Source organism: Microbacterium sp. NPDC087591, from assembly GCF_044743625.1.
Taxonomy (GTDB): domain Bacteria; phylum Actinomycetota; class Actinomycetes; order Actinomycetales; family Microbacteriaceae; genus Microbacterium.
In genome coordinates, this window is sequence record NZ_JBIUWU010000001.1 from 1,684,663 (window position 1) to 1,707,962 (window position 23,300).

At 69.1% G+C, this 23,300-nt stretch carries 22 protein-coding genes; 8 read left to right on the forward strand and 14 right to left on the reverse strand.

The features are described 5' to 3' along the window. Positions 1 to 171 precede the first annotated feature (171 nt). The 10 genes from ACIOVG_RS07920 to ACIOVG_RS07965 form a co-directional block, all read right to left on the reverse strand. A complete protein-coding gene (locus ACIOVG_RS07920) occupies positions 172 to 1,215 on the reverse strand; it encodes an ABC transporter ATP-binding protein (RefSeq protein WP_400871233.1) in 1,044 nt (347 codons plus the stop codon). Further along, positions 1,215 to 2,015, reverse strand: a complete 801-nt coding sequence (locus ACIOVG_RS07925; RefSeq protein ID WP_400871236.1) for an ABC transporter permease — start codon at positions 2,013 to 2,015, stop codon at positions 1,215 to 1,217. Before ACIOVG_RS07925 ends, ACIOVG_RS07920 begins: the two co-directional genes overlap by 1 nt. Positions 2,016 to 2,017: 2 nt before the next feature. Next, positions 2,018 to 2,845, reverse strand: a complete 828-nt coding sequence (locus ACIOVG_RS07930; protein WP_247628449.1) for an ABC transporter permease — start codon at positions 2,843 to 2,845, stop codon at positions 2,018 to 2,020. Further along, a complete protein-coding gene (locus ACIOVG_RS07935; protein WP_400871241.1) occupies positions 2,842 to 3,921 on the reverse strand; it encodes an extracellular solute-binding protein in 1,080 nt (359 codons plus the stop codon). Before ACIOVG_RS07935 ends, ACIOVG_RS07930 begins: the two co-directional genes overlap by 4 nt. Positions 3,922 to 3,961: 40 nt before the next feature. Continuing rightward, positions 3,962 to 4,432 carry a DUF3830 family protein gene (locus tag ACIOVG_RS07940; RefSeq protein ID WP_017829890.1) on the reverse strand — a complete coding sequence of 157 codons (471 nt, stop codon included), beginning with the start codon at positions 4,430 to 4,432 and terminating at the stop codon, positions 3,962 to 3,964. Then, positions 4,429 to 5,187, reverse strand: a complete 759-nt coding sequence (locus ACIOVG_RS07945; protein WP_400871244.1) for a gamma-glutamyl-gamma-aminobutyrate hydrolase family protein — start codon at positions 5,185 to 5,187, stop codon at positions 4,429 to 4,431. The genes ACIOVG_RS07940 and ACIOVG_RS07945 overlap by 4 nt, the downstream gene beginning before the upstream one ends. Further along, positions 5,184 to 6,674 carry an aldehyde dehydrogenase family protein gene (locus tag ACIOVG_RS07950; protein ID WP_400871247.1) on the reverse strand — a complete coding sequence of 497 codons (1,491 nt, stop codon included), beginning with the start codon at positions 6,672 to 6,674 and terminating at the stop codon, positions 5,184 to 5,186. The genes ACIOVG_RS07945 and ACIOVG_RS07950 overlap by 4 nt, the downstream gene beginning before the upstream one ends. Before the next feature lie 114 nt (positions 6,675 to 6,788). Beyond that, positions 6,789 to 7,814 carry an Lrp/AsnC family transcriptional regulator gene (locus ACIOVG_RS07955; protein WP_400871251.1) on the reverse strand — a complete coding sequence of 342 codons (1,026 nt, stop codon included), beginning with the start codon at positions 7,812 to 7,814 and terminating at the stop codon, positions 6,789 to 6,791. Positions 7,815 to 8,017: 203 nt separating this feature from the next. Then, complete coding sequence (locus ACIOVG_RS07960) at positions 8,018 to 8,668, reverse strand: hypothetical protein (RefSeq protein WP_400871254.1); 651 nt, start codon at positions 8,666 to 8,668, stop codon at positions 8,018 to 8,020. A gap of 136 nt (positions 8,669 to 8,804) precedes the next feature. After that, positions 8,805 to 11,348 carry a fibronectin type III domain-containing protein gene (locus ACIOVG_RS07965; RefSeq protein WP_400871256.1) on the reverse strand — a complete coding sequence of 848 codons (2,544 nt, stop codon included), beginning with the start codon at positions 11,346 to 11,348 and terminating at the stop codon, positions 8,805 to 8,807. Positions 11,349 to 11,529: 181 nt separating this feature from the next. Between ACIOVG_RS07965 and ACIOVG_RS07970 the strand changes: the two genes are divergently transcribed. Both ACIOVG_RS07970 and ACIOVG_RS07975 read left to right on the forward strand, forming a co-directional pair. Further along, the gene (locus ACIOVG_RS07970; protein WP_400871259.1) at positions 11,530 to 11,673 is read left to right on the forward strand and encodes a hypothetical protein; all 144 of its coding nucleotides are present in this window, start codon (positions 11,530 to 11,532) and stop codon (positions 11,671 to 11,673) included. Positions 11,674 to 11,754: 81 nt separating this feature from the next. Beyond that, positions 11,755 to 13,155 (forward strand): hypothetical protein, encoded by a 1,401-nt coding sequence (locus ACIOVG_RS07975; protein ID WP_400871262.1) that lies wholly within the window; start codon positions 11,755 to 11,757, stop codon positions 13,153 to 13,155. Positions 13,156 to 13,201: 46 nt separating this feature from the next. Here ACIOVG_RS07975 and ACIOVG_RS07980 read toward each other — a convergent pair whose 3' ends face one another. Further along, entirely contained in the window at positions 13,202 to 13,807 is a 606-nt protein-coding gene (locus ACIOVG_RS07980) for an HD domain-containing protein (RefSeq protein WP_400871264.1), read from the reverse strand. Between the two features lie 48 nt (positions 13,808 to 13,855). Here ACIOVG_RS07980 and ACIOVG_RS07985 point away from each other — a divergent pair, with 48 nt between their 5' ends. Beyond that, positions 13,856 to 15,283: a CCA tRNA nucleotidyltransferase gene (locus ACIOVG_RS07985; RefSeq protein ID WP_400871267.1), complete on the forward strand. Its 1,428-nt coding sequence runs from the start codon at positions 13,856 to 13,858 to the stop codon at positions 15,281 to 15,283. 227 nt (positions 15,284 to 15,510) lie between these two features. On the opposite strand, the gene ACIOVG_RS07990 is transcribed toward ACIOVG_RS07985, so the two are convergent. Continuing rightward, on the reverse strand, positions 15,511 to 16,410 hold the full coding sequence (locus tag ACIOVG_RS07990; RefSeq protein WP_400871270.1) for a response regulator: 900 nt from the start codon (positions 16,408 to 16,410) through the stop codon (positions 15,511 to 15,513). Next, positions 16,403 to 17,908 (reverse strand): sensor histidine kinase, encoded by a 1,506-nt coding sequence (locus ACIOVG_RS07995; protein WP_400871273.1) that lies wholly within the window; start codon positions 17,906 to 17,908, stop codon positions 16,403 to 16,405. The genes ACIOVG_RS07990 and ACIOVG_RS07995 overlap by 8 nt, the downstream gene beginning before the upstream one ends. 244 nt (positions 17,909 to 18,152) lie before the next feature. On the opposite strand from ACIOVG_RS07995, the gene ACIOVG_RS08000 reads away from it, so the two are divergent. From ACIOVG_RS08000 to ACIOVG_RS08020, 5 genes are all read left to right on the forward strand, one after another. Then, entirely contained in the window at positions 18,153 to 19,475 is a 1,323-nt protein-coding gene (locus tag ACIOVG_RS08000) for a GAF domain-containing protein (RefSeq protein WP_400871276.1), read from the forward strand. A 115-nt stretch (positions 19,476 to 19,590) separates the two neighbouring features. Then, on the forward strand, positions 19,591 to 21,141 hold the full coding sequence (locus ACIOVG_RS08005; RefSeq protein WP_400871279.1) for an aldehyde dehydrogenase family protein: 1,551 nt from the start codon (positions 19,591 to 19,593) through the stop codon (positions 21,139 to 21,141). 140 nt (positions 21,142 to 21,281) lie between these two features. After that, entirely contained in the window at positions 21,282 to 21,683 is a 402-nt protein-coding gene (locus ACIOVG_RS08010; protein ID WP_400871282.1) for a DUF779 domain-containing protein, read from the forward strand. Positions 21,684 to 21,750: 67 nt separating this feature from the next. Continuing rightward, positions 21,751 to 22,026 (forward strand): type II toxin-antitoxin system Phd/YefM family antitoxin, encoded by a 276-nt coding sequence (locus tag ACIOVG_RS08015; RefSeq protein ID WP_400871285.1) that lies wholly within the window; start codon positions 21,751 to 21,753, stop codon positions 22,024 to 22,026. Continuing rightward, on the forward strand, positions 22,023 to 22,301 hold the full coding sequence (locus ACIOVG_RS08020) for a type II toxin-antitoxin system RelE/ParE family toxin (RefSeq protein WP_400871288.1): 279 nt from the start codon (positions 22,023 to 22,025) through the stop codon (positions 22,299 to 22,301). Before ACIOVG_RS08015 ends, ACIOVG_RS08020 begins: the two co-directional genes overlap by 4 nt. 177 nt (positions 22,302 to 22,478) lie before the next feature. Here the strand turns inward: ACIOVG_RS08020 and ACIOVG_RS08025 are convergent, their stop codons facing one another. Beyond that, the gene (locus ACIOVG_RS08025; RefSeq protein ID WP_400871291.1) at positions 22,479 to 23,225 is read right to left on the reverse strand and encodes an LPXTG cell wall anchor domain-containing protein; all 747 of its coding nucleotides are present in this window, start codon (positions 23,223 to 23,225) and stop codon (positions 22,479 to 22,481) included. Positions 23,226 to 23,300: the final 75 nt, after the last annotated feature.

Consider the following 23,300-nt stretch of genomic DNA (forward strand, 5'->3'; position numbering starts at 1 on the left):
TTCGCAGGGTTCTGCGTCGTGCAGGGTCTCGACCGGGTGCGCACAGTTTCGGAGATCGGAGCGGACACGCCGGTGTCGGGCGGCCTCGCACGGCGCGCCGCCCGGTGACCTCCGAAGTTGTGCACGGGTGCCTGGCGGGGCCGGCCTGGGCCGGGCACCTGGACCCGGGGGTCAGGCGGCCGCGATCCAGAGCACGGCACCGTCGCGCCAGCCGAGGCCGGCGGTGCCCTCGGGGATGGGCTCTTCGTGCCGCGGGCGCACGACGCGCAGCCGCCGACCGGCGAGCTCGACGATGTACACGATGTCGGCGCCGCGGTACACGTGCGTGACGACCTCGACGCCCACGGGAGCATCCGCGCCCACGGCCGGCGACAGTCGCAGGTCCTCCTGGCGAAGCACGACCTCTCCGGCGCCGTCCGGCCCGGCTCCCGTCAGCGGCACCTGGATCCTGGTGCCGTCGAGTGTCGCCACGGCACCGGAGCGCGTCGCCGGGAGCAGGTTGGCCGCACCGATGAAGTCGGCGGCGAACGGTGTGCGCGGTGCGCCGTAGAGGTCGGCGGGTGCACCCTCCTGCTCGATCACGCCCGCGTTCATGAGCACGATCCGGTCGGACAGGCTCATGGCCTCCTCCTGGTCGTGCGTGACGAACACGGTGGTGAGGCCGAGCGTGCGGTGCAGTTCCTTCAGCTCGACCTGCATGTCTTCGCGCAGGCGGGCGTCGAGGTTCGACAGCGGCTCGTCGAGCAGCAGCACGCGGGGCTCGAAGGCGATGGCGCGGGCGAGCGCGACGCGCTGCTGCTGGCCGCCGGACAGCTGTGCCGGCATCCGGTCGGCCAGGTGGCCCATCTGCACGCGCTCGAGTGCGCGCACGGCCAGCTCCTTCTGCTCCGACTTGGACTTCTCGCCCGACATCCGCAGCCCGAAGCGCACGTTCTCGACCACGCTCATGTGCGGGAAGAGCGCGTAGCTCTGGAACATCATGCCCAGGTGGCGCTTCTCGGGCGGGAGCTTCGTGACATCCTCTCCCGCGATCTCGATGGTGCCGCCGCTGGGCGATTCCAACCCCGCGATGCAGCGGAGGAGTGTCGTCTTCCCGCACCCTGACGGGCCGAGCAGGGAGACGAACTCCCCCGACTGCATCGTGAGGTCGATGCCCTTGAGCACCGACGTCCCTTTGAAGTCCTTGGTGAGTGAGGTGATGGTGAGTGTTGTCATCAGACGAACAACCTTCCCAGGCCGATGATGCGTTCGAGCACGATCATGAGGACGACGGTGAGCAGGACCATGAGGGTCGAGACGGCCGCCACGGTGGGCGACGTGCTGAACTCCAGCTGGCCGTATATGGCGATGGGGAGCGTCTCGAGCTGCGGGGTGCGCAGGAAGAGGGCGATGACCGCATCGTCGAAGGAGATGTTGAAGGCGAAGAACGCTCCGGCGGCGATGCCGGGGCGGGCGATGGGGAGCACCACGAGGCGGTAGCGGTTCCAGGCGCTGGCGCCCAGCGTGCGGGCCGCCTCCTCGGTGAAGTGGTCTGCCCTGGTCATGACACCCGTGACGGTGCGCATGACATAGGGGATCGCGATGACCACGTGGATGGCGATCAGCACACCGACGTTCGGGGCGCCGATCGTGAGGGACGAGATCGAGAGGGCGCCGATCGCGAGGATGATCGTGGGGATCGTCAGCGGCGACATCAGCAGCCCCTGGATCGCGGCGCCGCCGGGGACCTTGAAGCGGGTCAGGGCGAGCGCGGCGGCGGTGCCGATGGATGCGGCGACGATCGCGACCGTGATGCCGACCAGCAGGCTCAGTCGGAACGGCTCCAGGTAGGTGTCGGAGGTGAGCGCGTCGACGTACCAGTCGAGCGTGAAGCCCTGACCCGGGAACGTGAGGAAGCGGTTCTCACCCACCGATGCGCCGGCGACGACCATGAGGGGGACGAGCATGTACAGCGTCACGACGACGCCGAGGACGATGGCGAGGACCCTGCCGAGGATCGGAACGGAACGGACCATGGTCACACCTTCTGCTTCCCGAGTCGGGACGTCGCTGCGAGCACGAGCATGACGCCGGCGAACAGCAGCACGGCCTGCGCGGCCGCGAACGACCAGTCCAGGTTGGTGGTCGCGTCGACGTAGATCGTCTGGGCGAATACGGGGATCTGCGCCCCGCCGATGAAGCGGGGGGTGATGAACGAGCTCACCGAGAGCACGAAGACGAGCGAGGCGCCGGCGACGATGCCGGGGATCGCCAGGGGGAGGACGACGTGTCGGAGCGTGCGCCAGAAGCCGGCGCCGAGCGTGCGCGACGCCTCCTCCAGCTGCGGGGTGATGCCGGAGATCACGCCGAGGATGCTCAGCACGGCGAACGGCAGGAGCACCTGCACCATCGCGATCACGACACCGGTCTCGGTGCCGAGGAAGCCCTGCGTGCCGCCGACCAGGAACTCGGCGCCGGGGATCTTCATCAACAGGCCCGACGGCCCCATGAGCACGACCCATCCGAACGTGCGGACGACGACGCTGGTCATGAGCGGCAGGATGACGACGATGAGGAGGAAGGAGCGCACCTTCGAGCCGGCGCGCGCCATCACGTACGACAGCGGGATGGCCAGCACCAGGGTGATCACCGTCTGGATCACCCCCAGGCGGAGCGAACGCAGCGCCGCCTGGAGGTGATATTCACTCGTGAACAACCGGGTGAAGTTGTCGAGGGTGAACCCGCCTGCCGACGATTGCACGCTCATGAGGAGCATGCCAGCCACCGGGGTGATGAAGGCGAGCGCGAGCAGCACGATCGCCGGCAGGAGCAGGAGCCAGGGCTCCCTACGGGTTCGGACGCTCATTTGGTGATCAGCGCATTCCACTCGTCGGTCCAGGACTGCCGGTCGGCGGCGATGTCGCCGGGCGCGTAGACCACGACGTTGTCGAGCTCGTCACCGGTCAGCACCGCATCCGCGGCGTCGCCCGAGAGCTCGGCCTTGGTGTTCACCGGCGAGTACCGCATGTTCTCCGCGAAGACGGTCTGCGCTTCGGGGCGCAGCTCGAAGTCGATGAAGAGCTTGGCGAGGTCGGGGTTGTCCCGTCCTTCGACCACGTTGGCCGTGATGAGGGATGCCGTGGCACCCTCCTCCGGGACGATGAACTCGACCGGGAGCCCTGCATCCTGCAGCGTTCCGGCGTAGTCCATCGCGTAGGGGGCGATCCACGTCGCGCGCTGGGCGAACGCGGTCTGCAGGTCGGGCGAGGTGGGTACGACGATCGCGTCGCCCGACGACGCCAGGGCACCGAGGTCCGCGATCGCCTGCGACGGGTCATCGATGCCGCCGCCGAGGGCATCTGCGACACGGAGCATCGAGAGCACGCCGTACGTGTTCGAGAAGTCCGTGAGCGCGACGTGCCCTGCGTAGGCCTCGTCGAACAGGTCGAGCCACGAGGTCGGCGCGGGGGCGTCGGCCTCGGTGTTGTAGACCAGCCCGATCGGGGCGAGCTGGATGACGGGTCCTTCGCCGCGCTCGAGACCGGCGGTCGCGAGGTCGATGAGGTCACCGGACTCCGAGAGCTCGTCGGCCGCGATCGGGGCGATGAGGCCGTCCTGGGCCGCGGTGAACTCCTGGCCGCCGGAGAAGTGCACGACGTCGATCTGCGGGCTCGCCTTCTGGGCGGTGACCTGCGCGAGGGCATCGGCGCTGTACAGCGTGATCAGCTCGACCTTGGCGCCGGTCTCCTCCTCGAAGGGATCGACGACGGCCTCGATGAAGGCCTTCTCCCAGTCGCCGCCGAACGAGGTGACGACGATGGTCTCGCCGGCGAACTCCTTGTCGCCGCCTGCGGTGGTGTCGTCACCGGCTGCACAGCTGGCGAGGACGAGGGCACCGGCTGCGACGAGCGCTCCGGTCGTGAGAATTCTTCGGGTATTCATGCACTGCTCCTTCGGGATGGGTCCAGCACGGAATGGACGCCTAGACCAGGCGTCCGATGGTGAGCTGCTTCGCTCCGTCGATGCGGATCGCCGCGCTCTCCTTGGCGAACTCCGCCAATCCTTCGGTGATGCCGCCCCAGATGTTGACGGGTGTCCATCCGAGCGGGCCGAGAGTACGTGCACCACGATCGTAGAAGACTCCGATCTCGTACCACTCGAACGGCAGGCCGCCCATCTGCATCGGACGCTGCCAGTACCACTGCAGATCTCCCGGTGCGGGGACGACCTGCTGGTTCTCGAACGGCACCTTCTCGGGGTCGAAGTTCTGTGCCTCTTCGGGGAGGCCGACCATGACCTCGGGTCCGGCGTACATCGCGTGCATCGCCTGCATGGTGACCGGCTTCTCCAGTGCACCCCACATGGCCTCGCACGTGCGAGGGGCGAGGTCCTCGAACAGGGTGGCGACGGCGCGGACGCCGTTCTCGTACTCGAGGAAGACCTGCTTGGTCATCGTGTTCCTTTCTCCACAGCGGCGTGTTCCGCTGCTCGTTCACGGGCGGCCGAGACGAACGCCGCGAACAGCGGGAGCTCCTCTGCGGCCTCGGCGGGGTCGATCATCTTCTCGGGGTGCCACTGCACCGCCCAGAAGGGCCAGTCGCTGTCGGCTTCGACGGCCTCGACGATCCCGTCCGGCGCCCATGCGACGGGGCGCAGACCGGGGGCGGGGATGTCGACGGACTGGTGGTGGATGGTGTTCACGACGCGCTCGCGCACGCCGTAGAGTGCCGCGAGCCGGCTGTCGGCCGCGAACGAGACGGGATGCCGGGCCGAGAGCTGCTCATCGGCGCCGCGCACGGGGTGGTGGTCTTCGGTCGAGGGGATGTCGACGATGAGCGAGCCGCCGAATGCGATGTTGCTCACCTGCAGGCCGCGGCAGATCGCCAGCACGGGAAGGCCGCGCTCGCGGGCGCCGAGGGCGAGCGCGATCTCGAACTCGTCGCGGGCCGGATCGTACGTCTTCTCGGGCTGCGGCTGGGCGCCGTAGCGGGCGGGGTGCACGTCTTCGCCGCCCGAGAGCACGAGTCCGTCCAGGTGGTCGAGCACCTCGTCGACGCCCCCGGTCGGCGGCAGCAGCACGACGGCTGCGCCTGCGGCCTCGATGGGCGCGGAGTACTCGGTGCCGAGGCTGTGCGCAGGGCGCCCTGCACCCAGGTCGGTGTCGATGAAGCGGCGCCACGTGGTGATGCCGATGAACGGGCGGGTCATGAGAGCGCGATCCAGGTGGTCTTCAGATCGGTGAACTTCTCCATGGCGTGCAGGCTCTTGTCGCGACCGAAGCCGGAGCCCTTGACCCCGCCGAAGGGGATCGTCATGTCGCCCTCTTCGAAGCAGTTGACCCAGACGATCCCGGCCCGCAGTCGGCGCGAGAGGGTGTGCACGGCGTTCAGGTCGTTGCTCCACAGCGCCGCGGCCAGCCCGAACTCGGTGCCGTTGGCGATCGCGAGGGCGTCTTCCACGTCGTCGTAGGCGATGACCGACAGCACGGGGCCGAAGACCTCGCGCTGGGCCACCTCGTGCTCCGGGGTGACGCCGAGCACGACCGGGGCGAAGTAGCTGCCGCCGTCGACGGCGTGGAACCGCTCTGCGCTGCCGGCGGCGAGCACGCCGCCTTCGGCCTGGGCGCGCTCCACGAATCCGGCGATCCCCGCGAGCTGCTTCTCGCTGACGATCGCCCCCATCGATGTGGTGACGTCGAAGGGGTCGGCGGGAAGGCTGTTCCTCGCCACGTCGGCGGCGATCTCCAGCGCGCGCTCATGCTGCGATCGCGGCACGAGGAGGCGAGAGGATGCCGTGCACATCTGCCCCTGGTTGTAGAAGCAGCCGTCGGCGGTGGCGCGCACCGCGTTCTCGAGGTCGGCATCCGGCAGCACCAGGCTCGCGGTCTTGCCGCCGAGCTCGGGCCAGACGCGCTTGCCGTTGGATGCCGCGGAGTAGCCGAGGAAGCGTCGGCCGACCTCGGGCGAACCCGTGAAGGTCACGACGTCGACGTCGAGGTGCTCGCCGAGCGCACGGCCGGCGATGTGTCCGGCACCGGGGGTGACGTTGAGCACACCGGCGGGGATACCGGCCTCGTGGGCGAGCTCCGCGAGGCGGAGTGCCGAGAACGTGGTGTGCTCGGCGGGCTTGAGCACCACGCTGTTGCCGACCGCGAGGGCGGGGGCGAGCTTCCAGGCGGTCATCGTGAGCGGGAAGTTCCAGGGCACCACGGCGGCGACGACACCGGCCGGCTCGCGGGTGACGAGCGCCAGGCTGTCCGGCGCGGTGACGGGCATCTCGTCGAGGACCTTGTCGGCGGCCTCGCCGTACCAGCGGAAGCAGTTCACGACCGCGCGGAGCTCGGTCTGCAGCGCCTCGCGTACGGGCTTGCCCATCTCGAGCGAGATGGTGAGGGCGAGCTCTTCGGCGTTGTCGTGGATCTTCTGGGCGAACGCGATGAGCAACTGTCCGCGCTCACGGGGTGCGATGCGCGACCACACGCCGGAGTCGAAGGTGCGGCGAGCGGAGCGCACGGCCCGGTCGACGTCGGCGGCCGATGCCGCGGTGATCTCCGGGAGGACCCGCCCGTCGCGAGGGCTCGTCGGGGTGAGGGGCTCTGCCGAGCCGGCCTCCCAGCCGCCGTCGATGAACATGCGGGTGCGCAGGTGCAGGGTCGCAGCGCGATCCGCCCAGTCGTCTCCAGTTGCCGTGAACACGGTCGTCCTCTCCAGGGGTGAAGGCCCTGGAGAGATAGTCGCCCTATTTCGCCACTGGGTCAAGCCATGACGAACGATCTCGCCATTTCTTTACACGCTCGTAACAGAATCGGCCTACAGGCGGATCGCTCCCGTCGGCATGTCGATGGCCATCGCCTCGGGCGCCTCGTCGACGATGAGCGACCCGCGCAGCACCGGCGTGATGACCACGAGTGACTCGACGACCTCCAGGCCGTCGTGACCCGCCACTGCCGGACCGGTGAGGAACCGGTAGAACTCGTCGGCGTCCTTCACGAGCACGTTCGCGAGCAGCTGCGAGGTGCCGGTGGTCGCCGCGATGAACTTCACCTCGGGCGCGGCCGCGAGTGCGGTGCCCACCTTCTCGAGCCGATCCATCGGCACACGCAGCCATACCAGGGCCTCCAGCCCCAGGCCGAACAGGCTCGGCACGACCTCGGTGCGCGGGTGCATCAGGCCGCGGCGGTTCAGCGACTCCATGCGGCGGCGGGTGGTCGTGACGTTCAGGCCGAGCGCCCGGGCGAGCTGGGCCACCGGCATCCGCCCATCCTTCAGGAGCAGCGTGATGAGCGCTTCCTCCTCGTCGGTGAGCGCATCGGCGGGGTCGACCTCCGACCCCGAGGACTCGTCGAGCATGCGGGCCTGCTCGTCGGTGAGCACTCCGGCGCGCCAGTCGTGGCCGGAGCGGAAGAACTTCAGCACCGTCGTCACGTTGATCGACGCGATGCCCTCCAGCTCGGGGAAGTCGGTGAACAGCAGTTCGCGGATCGAGGCGTCATCGCGCGGCAGCAGCATCCCGGCGATGTCGCTGCTGCCCTCCAGGACCGACACCGAGGAGGCATCCGACCGGCGGGCGAGCGTGCGGGCCACGTGCCAGAGGGCATGAGGCTCGGTCGTGATGCGGAAGAGCACGGCGCGCGCATGCAGCACCCGGGCGGGATCCACGTAGGTGGAGACGCGGACCAGTCCTCGGTCGAGCAGACGCTGGCCGCGGCGGGCGACGGTGCGCTCGGGCAGATCGACCACGCGGCCGATCTCGCCCCACGAGGCTCGACCGTTCACCTGCAGGGCCGCAGCGACGATCCGATCGGTCTCGTCGGCCATCACATCGTTCGCGGGCACGGGTTTCTCCTTCGGCGGGACGGACTCGGTGGAAGGTTATCCCAGTCCGGCGTCGACTCCGGGTGCACGACTTCGGAGATGGCGGACGACACGCCGCGCAGGATGCCGAAACCACGGTGTGTCGTCCGCGGCATCCGAAGTTGTGCGCGGGGGAGCGGCGGAGGCTGTCACGCGACCCTGTCGCGATCCGTCCCCGGCGCGGATCAGATGTCGCTGAAGTCGTTGCCGCCGCTGCTGAGCCGGGTCACGACGTCATCGGTGATCTGGAGGTCGATGTACTCCACGCCGACTTCTCCCGGATGCACGAGTGACGTCGTGCCGGGAACCTCGCGCACGCCGATGCTCAGGTAGTCGGCGACGCCGTCGCCGTCCTCGTCCCACCCGTCCACCGCGCCGGCGGCCATCGCCTCGGCGCGTGTCGACCCGAGGCCGATGCCCTCCGGTGTGCGGAAGAGCACGCCGGACGCATCCGCCGACACGACCAGGTCGATCCGGGTGTCTCGCACCAGCGCCTTGGTCCCTTCCCAGTCGAATCCGTCGTACACGCTGCCGTAAGGTCCTTCGACGGGCCCTTCCGTCGGCGCCGACCCGAACGCGTCGGTGAGAGCGGCGACAGCCTCGTCCGCGGCGTCGTACCCGATCACGGGACCCCCGTCGATCGAGAGACCGTCGACCGAGATCTCGACGATGCGATCAGCGGGTGTGGGGGTGGCCGACGGCGTGGGAAGCGGCGAGGACGATGTGGACGGCGTTGCCGCTCCATCCGGCTCGTTCGCAGGCGTGCAGGCGGCCAGCGAGAGGCCGACGGCTACGGCCGTGGCGGACAGGAGGACGAGGCGAACGCGGCGGTGCATGGCCTCAGCATAGGAGGAGCGCGAGATGCGACTCGGCCTCGCCGGCAGCACGATCACGGATCGTTATCGACGGGAACGCGGAGGGCGCCGCCGAGGCCGAGACCCCGACGGCGCCCTCCTGGACGGATGCCGCGTGCTACTCGGCGTCGACCTCCGCGTGCGGGCGGCGGCGGCGCATCGCGAACAGGCCGAGGCCCAGCGCGAGGAGCACCACGGCGCCGATCACGTACGGCGTACTGTCTGCTCCGGTCGTGGCGAGGTCGCCGTCGGCCGAGCCTCCCGTGTTCCCGCCCGGGGTCTCGTCGCCCCCGGAGGATGCCGCGGTCACGGTGAGCGGGGTGGTGACCTCGGTGCCGTCGGCGCGGATCACGGCGAGCGTGTGCACGCCGGCCGGGGTGTTCGCGGGGATCGTCAGCGTGCGGCTGAAGGCGCCGTCCGCATCGGCCGTGACCGTGCCGAGGTCGACGGGGTCGGACCGGAGCTCGAACCGGAGCTCGGCGTCGGCCGCGAAGCCGCTTCCGGACACCGTGACCGTGCCGCCGGCCGCGACGGATGCCGCGCCCAGCTCGATCTCGGCAGGAACCTCGGGCTCCGGGGTGACGGGCGGCGTGACGCCCTTCTCGGTGACCCACTTCTCACCGGCATCCGACTTGGTCACCGTGAAGGTGTCGTAGACGGCACCGACGGGGAGGTCGGTCGTGGAGTTCTCGGTCTTCTCGGCGAGGTACGAGCGGTAGACCAGCTGGTTCTTCGACACGTCGATCACCTGGTAGGTCGTGACTCCCTGACCGCGCAGCACCTGGGTGGCGCCGTTGTTGGTCCAGACGTTCTTCTCGGGGGTCTCGAGGTCGTAGTGCTTCGCGCCCGAGTTCGACACGACGTAGACCGGCCCGGTCGTGAGGCCGGGAGTCTCGGTGGCGTCGGTGTTCACGTAGCCGCGGGCGTAGGTGTGGTCATGGCCCATGAGCACCAGGTCGATGTCGTTGCGCTGGAAGATCGGCAGCCAGTCGGCGCGCAGCACCGGCTCGTCGCGACCCTCGGATGCCGAGAACACCGGCTGGTGGAACGTGACGACATTCCACTTCGACGGGCTGTTCTGCAGCAGCAGGTCGAGCCAGGCGCCCTGGAAGCGGGTCCACAGCACGTCGATCCGGTTCGCAGGGCAGTCCGTTCCGGTGCAGGACGGGAGCCCGGCCGGGGTGAGGAACGTCTTGTCGCGGGTCGCGTTCAGCGTGATGAAGCGCACGTCCTGGTAGTCGGTGTAGTACGCGGTCTCCGCGGCGAACGAGCTCCAGTGGTCGAAGAACGCGCGGTACTGCTGCGCGACCTCGGAGTCGCCCTTCGCGAGCTCGGCCAGTTCGCCGACCGAGCTGGTGGACGGGTTGTTGTGCGGGTACTCGAACGCGGCCTTCCACGCCGTGAGCAGCTTGTCACCGGAGTACTCGTGGTTGCCCGGCGCCGCCATCACGTTGGTGCGGACCGCGGAGTCCTTCATGCCCTTGAACCAGTTCAGCCACTCGTTCTCGTTGCTGGACGTGTTGATCAGGTCGCCCGCGTGCACGGATCCGATCGAGCGCGGAGCGTTCGCCTCGGCCTGCTTCACGACGCTCGGCCAGGTGGTGTCGAGACCGATCTGCGCGTCGCCGTAGTAGATGAACTGGAAGTCGGTGGCCTTCGGGTCGGCCGTGCGGAACTGGTACCAGTCGCTCCAGCTGCCCGGCAGCCCGACGCGGTAGCGGTACTCGGTGGCAGGGGTGAGGTTCGTGACCGTCGCCGAGAAGTGCTTGTTCGGGTTGCCGTTCACGACGCCCGCGTCGTAGGCGTCGACCGTGCGAGTGTCGCCGCCGGCCGCCGGTGCGATCTCGACCTGCCCGATCGTGTGCGAGGCGTCACCGGCGAGCCAGGTGAACGACTGCGAGATCTCGGGGTTCTCGGTCGGGGTGAGGATGACGCGGGTGGGAGCGGCGACGACCGGGGTGCCGGGGTCGGCCGCTTCGATCAGCGTCAGCGACGACATGTCGAAGTAGATGTCGGAGCTGGACTCGCGGTCCTGGAAGAGCGAGACGGCGATCGTGTTCGTGCCGTCGTGCAGCAGTTCGCCCTCGGCGCTGAAGGAGCTCGTGAGCGGGTCGCCGTTCGAGTCGCCGGCGTACTCGACGTTCGTGGTGTCGGTGATGCGGCCGTCGACGTAGCGTGCGACCTCGGTGCCGTTGATCCAGACGATGATCGCGTCGTCGTACGTGATGGTGCTCTGCAGCGCGGCGACCTGCTCGGCCACGCCCGCCTCGAGCTCGAACGTCGTGCGGAAGAAGTACGTCGGCACGGTGGGGGCCTTGGTGCCGTCGAGGTAGTGGGTGAGCAGCGTCTTCGGCGTCTGCGGGCCGACCGCGCCGAGCTTGCCGTTCTTGGCGCCGAACGAGCCGGGCGCCGTCTTCCAGTTGCTGTCGTCGTAGGCCGGGAGGGTCCAGTCGCGCAGGGCCGCCGGCGCAGGCGACGGGTCGGAGCCGTCATCCAGGTAGTGCCAGGCGGTGTCACCGGAGATCAGTGAACCCGTGGGCACCTCGGGTTCGGGTGCGGCGAGGGCCGCGGGGGCGACGACGGCGCCGCCGAGCAGGGCGAGGAGCGCGACGGATGTGAGTCCGTGACGCCGCCACCGCACCGCAGGGGTGGGGGAGGTCATGTCAGTCCTTCGTGGGGTGGGGTTCCGTGCTCAGCCGCACGGGGCCCCTTCAGCCCATCGGTGCGGGATGACCGCGGGCTGACCTCCGGGCAACCGGCAGATGAACGGATGCTGCGGCAGCCGCCGTCCGTGAGTCGCCCGAGCGGTCCTGATCCTCGCGGTCGCGATCTTCGCCTTCGAGGTGATCGACCCCGATGTCGGCGTCTGGCTGCTCGTCGCGGTCGCCCTGGTCGGCGGGTTCCTGATGAGCGCGCTCCTGGTGCGTCAGATGCAGGCGCGCACGCAGGCCGTCGCCCAGGCCAAGGGGGAGAACCCGCTGTTCTGACGCGTCTGGCGGCGGGATCGTATACCGGTGAGCCGCCCGGATCTCGGTATGGTCGGTCGAAACGATCCCCGGGGGGCGATCATGGGGAAGAAGAGCGTCGTCGACTGCCTTCGCGAAGTGCTGCAGCGCCGGAGAGCAGCCGACCCGCCGGCCGATTCGGAAGAGCCGGTGTCGCGCACCGGCGGCGTGGACGCGGATGCCGTGGTCATCGCCGAGACGAGGTATGCCCGGTCACTCCGGCGCTCGGCCGGTCGCGCGTCGCTGGTCGGGATGCTGCTCGTGGCGGTGCAGCTGCTGTTCGTCTGGTTGACCGGCCTCGTTCCCGACCGCGGGACGTCGCCGTTGACGCTCTCTCCGGCCACGCTCGGCCTCGACCAGGGCGGTGCTGCCCTGGTGCTGCTCCTTCCGGCATCGATCGCCTTGCAGGTGCTGCTGCGGATGCCGCGGGACCACGAGAACATCGAGCCGGAGGATGCGATCGCTCACCGGCAGTTCTGGGGGCATGTCGCCGGGGTCGTGGCCATGTCCTCGGCGTTCGTGGCGCTGTCGACGTTCCTCGGCGCAGCGGCGTCGCGCTTCCCCGAGACCTTCGATGTGGTTCAGGTGTTCGGGGTGCCCGTTGGAGCGGTGATGACACTGCTCATCGCGGCGGATGCCGCGACCCTCGCCGATCTGGAAGCGGAGAAGCTGAGTCTGGCATCGTCGCGCACCGGAGCGGTGATCGCGCGCATTCGAACGGCCATCGACCGCATTCCGGGTGAGCGCGACCCGCATCCGCGACGCTCGCTCACCCTGCGCGGGGGGATCGTGACCGTGCTGACGATCGGGGCGGGTGCCTTGCTCGTGCAGGCGATGCTCGATCGGGTCGGCTTGACCGCGGCCTACGTCGTGTTCGCTGCGGTGCTCACCCTCTTCGCGGTGGGGGCGGCTCTCCAGGCAATACCGTCGGCGCTGCAGGCCAGGGTGCTCGACACGATGATGCTGCTCATACCGCCGGCGCTCGTGTCGGTCGTCGTCGCCATGGAGGGAGGTGTCACGGCGATGAACCTCGGTTCCGGTGACGAGCTTCCCCGATATCTCGTTGGTCTGGCGTACGGGTTTCTGATCCTGGTGCCTCCGGGGGCGGTCATCGCTGCACTGATCCTCCTGCCGGGCACGAGGAAGAGGTCGCCTGCGCTGCTGGCTACCGCTCGATCTGCACTCGAGGCACAGGTCGAGCGCCTGCAGCAGGTGCGCACCAAGAGCGAGCCGGAACCGTGGCGGGTGTTCGCCGTGGTCGCCATCCTCCTCAGCCCGCTGCCGCCGGCATCGTTCGTGCTGGTCGTGATCGCCAGCTGGCTGCGGCGCTCGAGTGACGATACCCCTCGTGGTCTGCTCGTCGCGGCGTGGGTGGTCACCGCACTGGTCGCGGCGCTGGAAATCGCCGCACTGCTGCTGCTGCCGATCTACGGCGAGTTCCTGGGATGGTTCGCCGTCTCGTAGTGCCGGAGTCGCCGCCGTCTCGTAGTGCCGGAGTCGCCGCCGCGCGTCAGAACGTCCGCTCGAGCGGATGGTTCGCGAGCTTGCCGACGACGCCGCCGGTGACCAGCCGGTGCGCGGCGGTGTGCGGTTTGCGCGCCGCCTGATCGACGACGCCGTCGCCGAACTCGCGTGCGAGCTGAAGGCGCGGGTACGCGGCGAGCACCTCGCGGACGAAGGCCGCGGGAAGCGCATCGGGCCGCGCTCCGGAGATGTCGAGAGCGGTGCCGATCTCCAGCAGGTACCCCTCGACGTCCATCGCGGGGTCGACCGAGGGCCAGTTGTGACGGATGATGACCTCGAGTGCACGCCTGCTGCGATCCGCATCCCATCCGGCGCCGGTCGCGAGGGCCACGGCGACGTGGCCACCCGCTTCTTCGTAGGACAGGTGCACGTTGTCGAATTCGGGCACGATTCCGATGTCGTGCAGCATCGCAGAGACGTACAGCAGCTCGTGATCGATGTCGCCGCGGTCCTCGGCGAGGGCGAAGGCCTCGGCCCACAGCCATGACCTCACCACGTGGTTCAGCATCGACGCGGAGTGGTACTGCGTCGCCAGGGCGCGAGCCCCGCGCGCTGCGGGCGTGGGCGGAGGCGCGAATGTGCTCAGCTGCATGATGGGCCTCACACTACCTGCGCGACCCCGCCCGGTACGCTGGAACCCATGCTCAACATGGCTGACGGCCTCGCCCGTCTCGGTGCGCTCGCCGAGAATCCGGTCGTCCGCACCCTCGCGACGGCCTTCGCGGATGCCGGATTCGACTTCGCCGTCGTCGGCGGTCCGGTGCGCGACGCGCTGCTCGGTCGCGAGACGCACGACCTCGACTTCACGACGAACGCGTCGCCCGACGAGATCCTCACGATCGTCAAGCCGATCGCCACCGCGCACTGGGACATCGGTCGCGCGTTCGGCACCATCGGCGCCCGCGTGCAGGGCGAACAGGTCGAGATCACCACGTACCGCGCCGACAGCTACGACGGCGTCACGCGCAAGCCGACCGTCGAGTTCGGCGACTCGATCGAGGGCGACCTCGTGCGGCGCGACTTCACGGTCAACTCGATGGCGCTGCGGGTGCCTTCGGTGAAGCTGGTGGATCCGACCGGGGGAGTGGAAGACCTCGTCGCCGGCATCCTGCGCACGCCCGCCGACCCGCGCATCTCGTTCGGCGACGATCCGCTGCGGATGCTGCGTGCCGCCCGTTTCAGTGCGCAGCTCGGGTTCCGCGTCGAGGATGCCACGGCCGACGCGATCGCCGAACTGCGCGAGACGCTGAAGATCGTGAGTCCCGAGCGCATCCAATCGGAGCTCGTTCGCCTCATGCAGAGCGACGACCCGGTGCGCGGCATCCGCGTGCTGGTCCGTAGCGGACTGATCGACGAGTTCCTTCCCGAGGTCAGCGCGCTGCGTCTGGAAGTCGATGAACACCACCATCACAAGGACGTCTACGAGCATTCGCTCACGGTGCTGAGTCAGGCCATCGAGCTGGAGCAGTCGCGCAACCCGGGCGCCGAGCCCGATGTGGCCCTGCGTATCGCCGCGTTGCTGCACGACATCGGCAAGCCGCGCACCCGCAAGCTCGAAGACGGCGGCATCGTCACCTTCCATCACCATGACGTGGTGGGATCGAGGATGGCCCGCAAGAGGATGCAGGCCCTGCGTTTCGACACCGCCACCACGGATGCCGTCGCCACCCTCATCGAACTGCACCTGCGGTTCTTCGGCTACGCGGAGGGCGCCTGGACCGATGCGGCCGTTCGCCGCTATGTGCGCGACGCCGGTGACCAGCTCGATCGGCTGCACATCCTCACCCGCGCCGACGTGACCACGCGCAACAAGCGCAAGGCCGCACGCCTCGCAGGCGCCTACGACGACATCGAGTCGCGGATCGCCGCACTGCGCGAGCAGGAGGAGCTCGACTCCATCCGCCCCGAGCTCGACGGCAACCGCATCCAGCAGGTACTGGGCATCACGCCCGGACGCGCGGTGGGCGAGGCGTACAAGTTCCTCCTCGAGCTGCGTCTCGACGAGGGCGTGCTCGGCCCCGAGGTCGCCGAGGAGCGCCTGCGCGCCTGGTGGGACGCGCGCGCCTGAGGCGGCTCCCCGTGGTCCCCGTGAGGGGCCTGCGCCCCAGCCGAGGCCCCTCACGGCGAGGAGGCTCCATCGTCTCCTCGGGCACCCTCCGCAGATCCGTGCCCTCGACCGCTCCCCTGGGCGGTCCGAGGGATGCACGGCGCGGTGGCGACTCCCAGCCCATCGCGCTGTGGCATCCCTCTCCCGAATCCTCCCCGACGCCGGCATCCTGCTGCGCCGCAAACCTGTCATTCCTCGTGTCCTGGACGCGTTCTGTCCGTTTCTCGTCGCGATTTCGGCTCCTTCTCCCCGCGCGTCTGCATCGCACGCCAACGCGCGGGGGGAACTCCGTGGACCTCCTGGAACGCGCGCCGCATGGTGCGGACGCAGCTGAAGCCGCTGCGGCGCGCCACCTCGGTCATCGTGAGCCGCTCCGCGCCGAGGATGAGCATCGCGGCGACGCCGACCCTGTGATCGCGGATCGCATCCTGCACCGCACGATCGACGCGTGCGTATGCGCGCTGCAACTGGCGGGCCGACACATGGAGCGCGTCGGCGAGCGTGTGCAGGGTGACGTCGACGGAGTGCCCGTGATCGGCGATGCGAAGATCGGCGAGTTCGCGCAGGGCGTCGAGCGGATGCCCGGCGAGGATGTCCTGTTCGGTCGGATCGTCCGGTCGCGTGACCGCGGTGCCGAGCTCGACGAAGCCATTGTGGATCACCCCGTCGATGTCCGCCTGTCCGTCGAAGCTCTGACGAGAAGCCAGCGTCGTGCGCACACGGGCCACGGAGCGGAGCCGCGTGCGGAGCTCGCGCACCGAGAACGGCTTCGCGAGGTAGTGGGCGACGCCCAGCATCCGCATCTGGTCGACACTGCGGGCGCGACGGTCCGCGGTCACGGCGATCACATCGACGTCGTCGCCCAGGTGGGTGCGCAGCAGCCGGAGCACGTCGATCCCCGACATCCCGGGGAGCTGCAGATCGAGAAGCACCACGTCGGGAGGCTCCCTCGTCATCATCTCCACCGCCTCCTCACCCGAGTAGGCGAGGCCCGTCACGACGAACCCGGGAGTGCCTTCCACGAACATCCGATGCAGTTGCGCCGCCATCGGCTCGTCGTCGACGATCAGCACTCCGAGCTCATGCATCGGGAAACCTCCACTCGTCGGACCGCGGCACCGGGAGTCGCGCCTCGAACTGTGCGCCACCGAGTTCGGACGGGCGGCACACGCATGACCCGCCCACCCGGGTGACGGCTCCTCGCACGATGGCGAGACCGTATCCCCGCGCGTCGCGGCCGGTCTTCGTCGTCATGCCGAGCGCGAAGATCTGATCCCTCAGATGCTCCGGGACCCCAGGCCCGCTGTCGTCGACCTGCAGCGTCACCTCGAGGCCTCGCCCAGCGGCCGCAGGCCGAGAACGGATGCTCAGGCGCACCCGGTCATCCATCTCGCAGCTCTCGACGGCATTGGAGAGGAAATTGCCCACGACCAGCAGGCCGGCCTCTGTGAAGAGCGGTTCGGCGCCCGCGAGGTCGGGTAGAGCGGCACCGGGCGCGACGACGAGCTCGATGCCGCGTTCGCGTGCGCGAGCCCGGTGCGCGTAGACGAGTGCGCGCACACTCGGGTCCTCGATCCCGTCAGCCGGCATGCCGAACTCCCCGGACACTCCACCGGCTCGGACGAACTCCAGCGCGCGATCAGGCTCCTTCATCTCCAGCAGTCCCTCGATGATGTGCAAGGTGTTGGCGAACTCGTGTCCGCGTGAGCGCAGAGCATCGATATGACTCTGCGCTCCGTCCAGCTCGCGCAGCAGCGAGGCATCGCGCGAGTAATCCCTGAGCATCACGAGCCGGCTCTCGCCCGCGGCGTGCGAGAGCGTGAGATCGGATGACAGCATCAGCACGCGGTCGCCGATCTGGATCAGATGAGCGTCCAGAGCGTGACCGCTGCCGCCGCCGCCCGCGGTCGACAGCACCTCCTCCGCGCTGCGGCCGATGTCGGTATCCGCCACGCCGAGGAGGTCCTCGGCTGCGCGATTGAACCACAGCAGCCCGCCGTCCTTGTCGATCCCGATCGCCGCATCCGCGATGCTCTCCAGCAGCGTCGCCCGCTCGCGCACGATCTGGTCGACCTGCTCCGGCTCCATGCGGTACGCCGCGCGGGTCATGCGCACCGACAGCACGCGCAGCAGGATGAAGGACGGCGCGGCCGCCCCGATGATCAAGAGCGAGACGGGCAGGGCGATGCCCATCACCCGATTGCCGAGCCAGCGCTGATCGATCTCGACGAACAACCAGCCTCCGCGTGCGAGCGGAAAGGAGAATCCCGGTCCGGTCGATGCCCCCGGTTCGCTGCCGAGCCCGTTCACGTGTCGTCCGATCGCCCGATCACCGTCGGGCCCCTCCGCCGCGACGATGTCGCCCGCGGCATCGACCACGGCGTACAGAGACAGGGGCCGTCCCAGAGGGCGGGAGTCGCCGCTGAGCACGCGGTCGGCGATCTCATCGGCGACCGGATGCTTCAGCATGCTGAGGACGCCGCGTTCATTCTCGGCGCCCGCGAAGGTCAGAGCGCCGACCAGCGTGACGGCGAGAAGGATCGCGAACACGAACGTCTGCGCGAGGAGCACGGCTCTGCGCGACATCCTCCTCGCGCCACGGTGTCTACGATCGGCGCGGATCGCCGATAACCCCGTCTGCACATCCCCTCCGCCCCTGCTCCTGCTGGTCTAGTGCTGCGACCGTTTCGGACGCAACGCAGCATCGCGGTTTCCCTCACTTCCGGGGGGTTGCGGATTCGGCGTCGATCGGGTGATCCGCACTCTGTGCCTCGCCGCGTCCGCGTCGTACACTGGCATGACGCTCCACCGCCGATGATCGGAGACCGCCGTGTCTGCCTCATGGCACGACTCCCGGGACGTCCAGCCCGCGACCTCCCGCCTCCTGATCGAGCGTGCCCACGAGGAGCTGTTGGCGGGCAACCTCGACGACCAGCGGCTCGCTCAGGTGCGACCGCTCGTGCGCGAGTCGTGGGAGCGGTCGTGGCGGCGACGCGTCGGGCCCGAGACGGCCCCGGTGCTCGAGCTCGCGACCGAGGAGCTCGAGGCGTATCGGCGGACGCATCCGCTCGCGTCCGCCATGGACATGATCCGCGCTCTGCTGCTCCCCGGCGATGCCGAGGACACCGGCGTGGTCATCGCCGTCGGCGATCAGGCCGGGCGCCTGCTGTGGATCGAGGGCGACCGGCAACTGCAGTCCCTCACCGACGGGATGGGCTTCGTCGCGGGGGCGAACTGGGCGGAGGATGCCGTCGGCACGACCGCCCCCGGTACCGCGCTCGCCCTCGGCCAATCGGTGCAGATCCGCGGCGCCGAGCACTACAACCGGCTCGTGCATCCGTGGTCGTGCTCGGCGGCACCGGTGCGCGACCCCGAGACGAAGCGCGTGCTCGGCGTGATCGACATCACGGGTGGCCCTGAGGTGGTGAGCCCGCAGGCGCGGCTCCTGGTCGATGCCACGGCCCGCGCCGTTGAATCCGAGCTCCTGGTGGCACGGCTGCGCTCGCGCGCCGAGACGTCGGCTCGTGCGCATGCGGTGGTCTCTCGCACCCGTGCCACCGCCCGGGCGACCCTGCACGTGCTGGGCCGGGATCGGGCGCGGCTCGAGACCGAGTCGGCGCATGAGGAGTCGATGATCGAGCTCAGCGCCCGCCACGCCGCCATCCTGCTGATGCTCGCGGTGCACCGGCAGGGACTCTCGGCCGAGCGCCTGTGCGAGCTGGTCTACGGACCGGAGGTGTCACCCGACACGCTGCGCCCCGAGATGGTGCGGCTGCGCAAGGTGCTCGAACGCGCGGCCCCCGACCTGGTGCCCGAATCGCGCCCCTACCGGCTGCCGCTGCCACTCGACACGGACGCGCATGACGTGCTGTCGCTGCTCGACCGCGGCGCGCACCGTGTGGCGCTGACCGCCTACCGTGGGCCGGTGCTGCCCGAGTCGACATCGCCCGGCGTCGAGGAGTTCCGTGAGTCGGTGCGTGCCGGTCTGCGTGAGGCGATGCTGTCGGAGGCGAGCCTCGACGTGCTCCTGGCCTACGCCGACATCCCGGAGGGGCAGGCGGACGTCGAGATCCTGCGCCTGGCGCTCGAGATGCTGCCCGCCCGGTCGCCCAAGCGCGCCGGTCTGGTCGCCCGTATCGAGCGCGCCGAGTAGCGCCGGCATCCGCCTGCAACCACTCGCAACGTTGCGCACGCGGGTGCAACCTCCCGCGACCTACCTTCAGAGGACACGCCGCAGCACCGACGCGCGGCCGGTCGAAGGAGTCACGATGACCATCGTCGAAGAAGACGTGTCCACCGCCTACACGGCCCCGGGTCAGCCGGGCGCCCTTGCGAACTACCGCGCTCGCCACGGCCACTACATCGGCGGCGAGTTCGTCGATCCGGTCAAGGGCCAGTACTTCGAGAACGTCAGTCCCGTCAACGGCAAGCCGTTCACCGAGGTCGGCCGCGGAACCGTGGAAGACATCGACCGCGCGGTCGAGGTCGCGTGGCAGGCGTTCGCGTCCTGGGGAAAGACGAGCCCCGCCGAGCGCTCCGTGATCCTCAACAGGATCGCCGACCGCATCGAGCAGCACCTCGAGGAGATCGCGGTCGCCGAGACCTGGGAGAACGGCAAGCCGGTGCGCGAGACGCTCGCCGCCGACATCCCTCTCGCGGTCGACCACTTCCGCTACTTCGCCGGCGTGCTGCGTGCCCAGGAGGGCGGCATCAGCCAGCTCGACGAGAACACCGTGGCGTATCACTTCCACGAGCCGCTGGGTGTGGTCGGGCAGATCATCCCCTGGAACTTCCCGATCCTGATGGCGGTGTGGAAGCTGGCCCCGGCGCTCGCCGCGGGCAACTGCGTCGTCATCAAGCCGGCCGAGCAGACGCCGGCATCCCTGCTGTTCCTGTTCGACATCATCGGCGACCTGCTCCCGGCCGGCGTCGTGAACATCGTCAACGGCTTCGGCATCGAGGCGGGCGCTCCGCTGGCTCAGCACAAGCGCATCCGCAAGGTCGCCTTCACGGGCGAGACCACGACCGGCCGCCTGATCATGCAGTACGCCTCGCAGAACCTGATCCCGGTGACGCTGGAGCTCGGAGGCAAGAGCCCGAACGTCTTCTTCGAGGATGTGGCTCGCTCCACCTCCGACCCGTTCTACGACAAGGCGCTCGAAGGCTTCACGATGTTCGCGCTCAACCAGGGTGAGGTGTGCACCTGCCCCTCGCGCGCACTGATCCAGCGCTCGATCTACGACGGCTTCCTCGCCGACGGACTCGAGCGGGTCAAGAAGGTCGTGCAGGGCAACCCGCTCGACCCGGCGACCATGATCGGCGCGCAGGCCTCGAACGACCAGCTGGAGAAGATCCTCAGCTACATCGACATCGGCAAGCAGGGCGGAGCCCGTCTGCTCACCGGCGGCGACCGGGTCGATCTCGGCGGCGACCTCAGCGAGGGGTACTACGTCGCCCCGACCGTGTTCGAGGGCACGAACGACATGCGCATCTTCCAGGAGGAGATCTTCGGACCGGTGCTCTCCGTGACCTCGTTCGACGGGTTCGACGATGCGATCTCGATCGCCAACGACACGCTCTACGGCCTCGGCGCCGGTGTCTGGAGCCGCAGCGGCGACACCGCCTACCGCGCGGGCCGCGCGATCGAGGCGGGCCGCGTGTGGACGAACACGTACCACCAGTACCCGGCGCACGCCGCGTTCGGCGGATACAAGCAGTCGGGCGTCGGCCGGGAGAACCACAAGATGATGCTCGACCACTATCAGCAGACCAAGAACCTCCTGGTCTCGTATGCAGAAGGCCCGATGGGCTTCTTCTGAGTTCGATCAGCTAGGACACCCAGCCTGATCCGATGGGTCGTTGAGCCTGTCGAAGCGTCGCCGATCACGCGGCCCTTCGACAGGCTCAGCCCTTCGACAGGCTCAGGGGGCCAGGAGATGTGCGAGACGAGGGATGAATCATGGTGAGCATCGGCACCTACCAACGGGTCGACGTGACGGATGCCGCGGCATCCCTCGTGCGCGATCTGACCACGCAGCACGGGCCGCTCATGTTCCATCAGTCGGGCGGATGCTGTGACGGCTCGTCGCCCATGTGCTATCCCGTGGGCATGTTCATCACGGGGCCAGGCGATGTGCTGCTCGGCGCGCTCGACGTCGGGCTGGAGGCACCCGTCGAGGTGTTCATGTCGGAGTCGCAGTTCGAGTACTGGAAGTACACGCACCTCACGATCGACGTGGTGCCGGGGCGGGGGGCCGGCTTCTCGGTCGAGGGGCCGACGGGGATGAGGTTCCTGATCCGGTCCCGGATGCTGAACGACGCGGAGCTCGCGTACTTCGGGTTGGCCGCGCCCTCGGCGTGAACGACGGTTCAATGGTGGCCAGAATCCCGGCTATCCGATGGCCAGAAAACAGGCTAAAATATGGTCCATGCAGAGCGTACCGCTGAGTGAGGCCAAGGACCGCCTGTCGCGTCTCGTCGATCAGGTGGAGCGAGAGCACGAGACGATCGAGATCACCCGCCATGGGCGTGGGGCCGCGGTGCTGGTGAGCAAGGATGCGTTGGATTCTCTGTACGAGACCCTGTTCTGGCTCTCCCAGTCGGGAACGCGCGAGGACGTCGATGCTGCGCGTCTGCAGACCGCGGCCGGTGGTTTGCGCAGCGCAGAGGACACGATTTCACGGTACGGAGTTCGACCTCGGTGACCTGGAAGGTGCTGTTCGCGGACTCGGCGTGGCGGGATCTTGATCGATTACCGCCGAAGATCGCGACGGCGATCGTTGAGTTCGCCGTCTACACGTTGCCGGACAACCCGCTTCGTATGAGCAAACCCCTGCAGGGCGACTTCGAAGGGCTCCGGTCGGCGCGTCGGGGCGACTACCGGGTGCTGTTCTTCCTTGAGGATTCTGATCGTCTGATCGTCGTTCGTGCTCGGCACCGGCGTGATTCATATCGGCCGCCAGCACCCGATATGGGGTGACTTGGTCGCTTCGGCGGGGGATGTGTCGCGGTCTCAGCGCGGCAGCCGCGGCACCGGGCTGAGGATCTCGCGGAGGGGGCGGGTGCCGATCTCGAGCACGGCACTGCGTCATCGTGCAGGGAAGGGCGGACGCCGCTTCCCGCCGCGAGAGGTGGGTCTCGCGGCGGGACGCGATGCTCAGGAGGCGCGGCGTCGACGGGCGACCATGACAGCGCCACCCGCGGCGAGCAGGAGTCCTGCACCCGCGAGGAGTGCCACCGGCGCCGACGATCCCGTTTCGGCGAGCGACGCGGCCTGCGTGGACGGCGACCGGTTCTCAGCGGAGCCGGTGACGACGGGTGCGGGCTGCCCAGGCGCGACGACCGGCTCAGCGGGGGTGGCGGGCTCGGCGGGCTCCGCAGGCTCTGCGGGCTCTGCGGGTTCGGCGGGTTCGGCGGGTTCGGCGGGCTCTGCAGGCTCGGCGGGCTCCGCGGGCTCGGCAGGGTCGACCGGGGTGGCCGGCTCCTCAGGTTCGGCCACGACGCATGTCCCGGGAAGGTCATCGGTCGACACGGAGGCGATGTGGTCCTCTGCGTCGCTAAGGAGCGCGACGACCGCGACGGCCGTTCCGGGTATTCCGGTGACCGTGATCGTCGGGTCGTCGTAGCGGTAGCCCACCGTGTCGAGGATCGACACGTACTCCGCCCCCTCAGCTGCACCGGCGGCCTCGCGGATGGAGTAGCCCTCACCGAGCGGCAGCTCAGCTCCACCCTGCACGACAGGGCCCCAGGTCGCCCACTGGGTGCCGGTCGCGGTGTCGCAGCCGGAGGCGATCACGGTCGCGTAGGCGGGTCCGGCCGCCGATGCGGGCGCTGCGGCGACCAGGCCGCCGAGGGTCAGCAGGACGGTCGTCGTGGCGATGCCGCCGATGATGCGTGGTCTCATGGTGTGGGGTCTCCTCAGGGGTGCGTACAGGACCGGCATTCTCTTCCGGCCGGTCGCATTCTCTCCTTCGAGAGA

Coding starts and splice junctions, on each gene's coding strand:
- ACIOVG_RS08025 (WP_400871291.1), bottom strand. CDS start 23,225: ATGAGACCACGCATCATCGGCGGCATCGCCACGACGACCGTCCTGCTG.
- ACIOVG_RS07930 (WP_247628449.1), bottom strand. CDS start 2,845: ATGAGCGTCCGAACCCGTAGGGAGCCCTGGCTCCTGCTCCTGCCGGCG.
- ACIOVG_RS07995 (WP_400871273.1), bottom strand. CDS start 17,908: ATGTCGCGCAGAGCCGTGCTCCTCGCGCAGACGTTCGTGTTCGCGATC.
- ACIOVG_RS08015 (WP_400871285.1), top strand. CDS start 21,751: ATGCAGAGCGTACCGCTGAGTGAGGCCAAGGACCGCCTGTCGCGTCTC.
- ACIOVG_RS07945 (WP_400871244.1), bottom strand. CDS start 5,187: ATGACCCGCCCGTTCATCGGCATCACCACGTGGCGCCGCTTCATCGAC.
- ACIOVG_RS07980 (WP_400871264.1), bottom strand. CDS start 13,807: ATGCAGCTGAGCACATTCGCGCCTCCGCCCACGCCCGCAGCGCGCGGG.
- ACIOVG_RS07960 (WP_400871254.1), bottom strand. CDS start 8,668: ATGCACCGCCGCGTTCGCCTCGTCCTCCTGTCCGCCACGGCCGTAGCC.
- ACIOVG_RS07965 (WP_400871256.1), bottom strand. CDS start 11,348: ATGACCTCCCCCACCCCTGCGGTGCGGTGGCGGCGTCACGGACTCACA.
- ACIOVG_RS07975 (WP_400871262.1), top strand. CDS start 11,755: ATGGGGAAGAAGAGCGTCGTCGACTGCCTTCGCGAAGTGCTGCAGCGC.
- ACIOVG_RS07990 (WP_400871270.1), bottom strand. CDS start 16,410: ATGCATGAGCTCGGAGTGCTGATCGTCGACGACGAGCCGATGGCGGCG.
- ACIOVG_RS07985 (WP_400871267.1), top strand. CDS start 13,856: ATGCTCAACATGGCTGACGGCCTCGCCCGTCTCGGTGCGCTCGCCGAG.
- ACIOVG_RS07925 (WP_400871236.1), bottom strand. CDS start 2,015: ATGGTCCGTTCCGTTCCGATCCTCGGCAGGGTCCTCGCCATCGTCCTC.
- ACIOVG_RS07935 (WP_400871241.1), bottom strand. CDS start 3,921: ATGAATACCCGAAGAATTCTCACGACCGGAGCGCTCGTCGCAGCCGGT.
- ACIOVG_RS08010 (WP_400871282.1), top strand. CDS start 21,282: ATGGTGAGCATCGGCACCTACCAACGGGTCGACGTGACGGATGCCGCG.
- ACIOVG_RS07920 (WP_400871233.1), bottom strand. CDS start 1,215: ATGACAACACTCACCATCACCTCACTCACCAAGGACTTCAAAGGGACG.
- ACIOVG_RS08005 (WP_400871279.1), top strand. CDS start 19,591: ATGACCATCGTCGAAGAAGACGTGTCCACCGCCTACACGGCCCCGGGT.
- ACIOVG_RS07940 (WP_017829890.1), bottom strand. CDS start 4,432: ATGACCAAGCAGGTCTTCCTCGAGTACGAGAACGGCGTCCGCGCCGTC.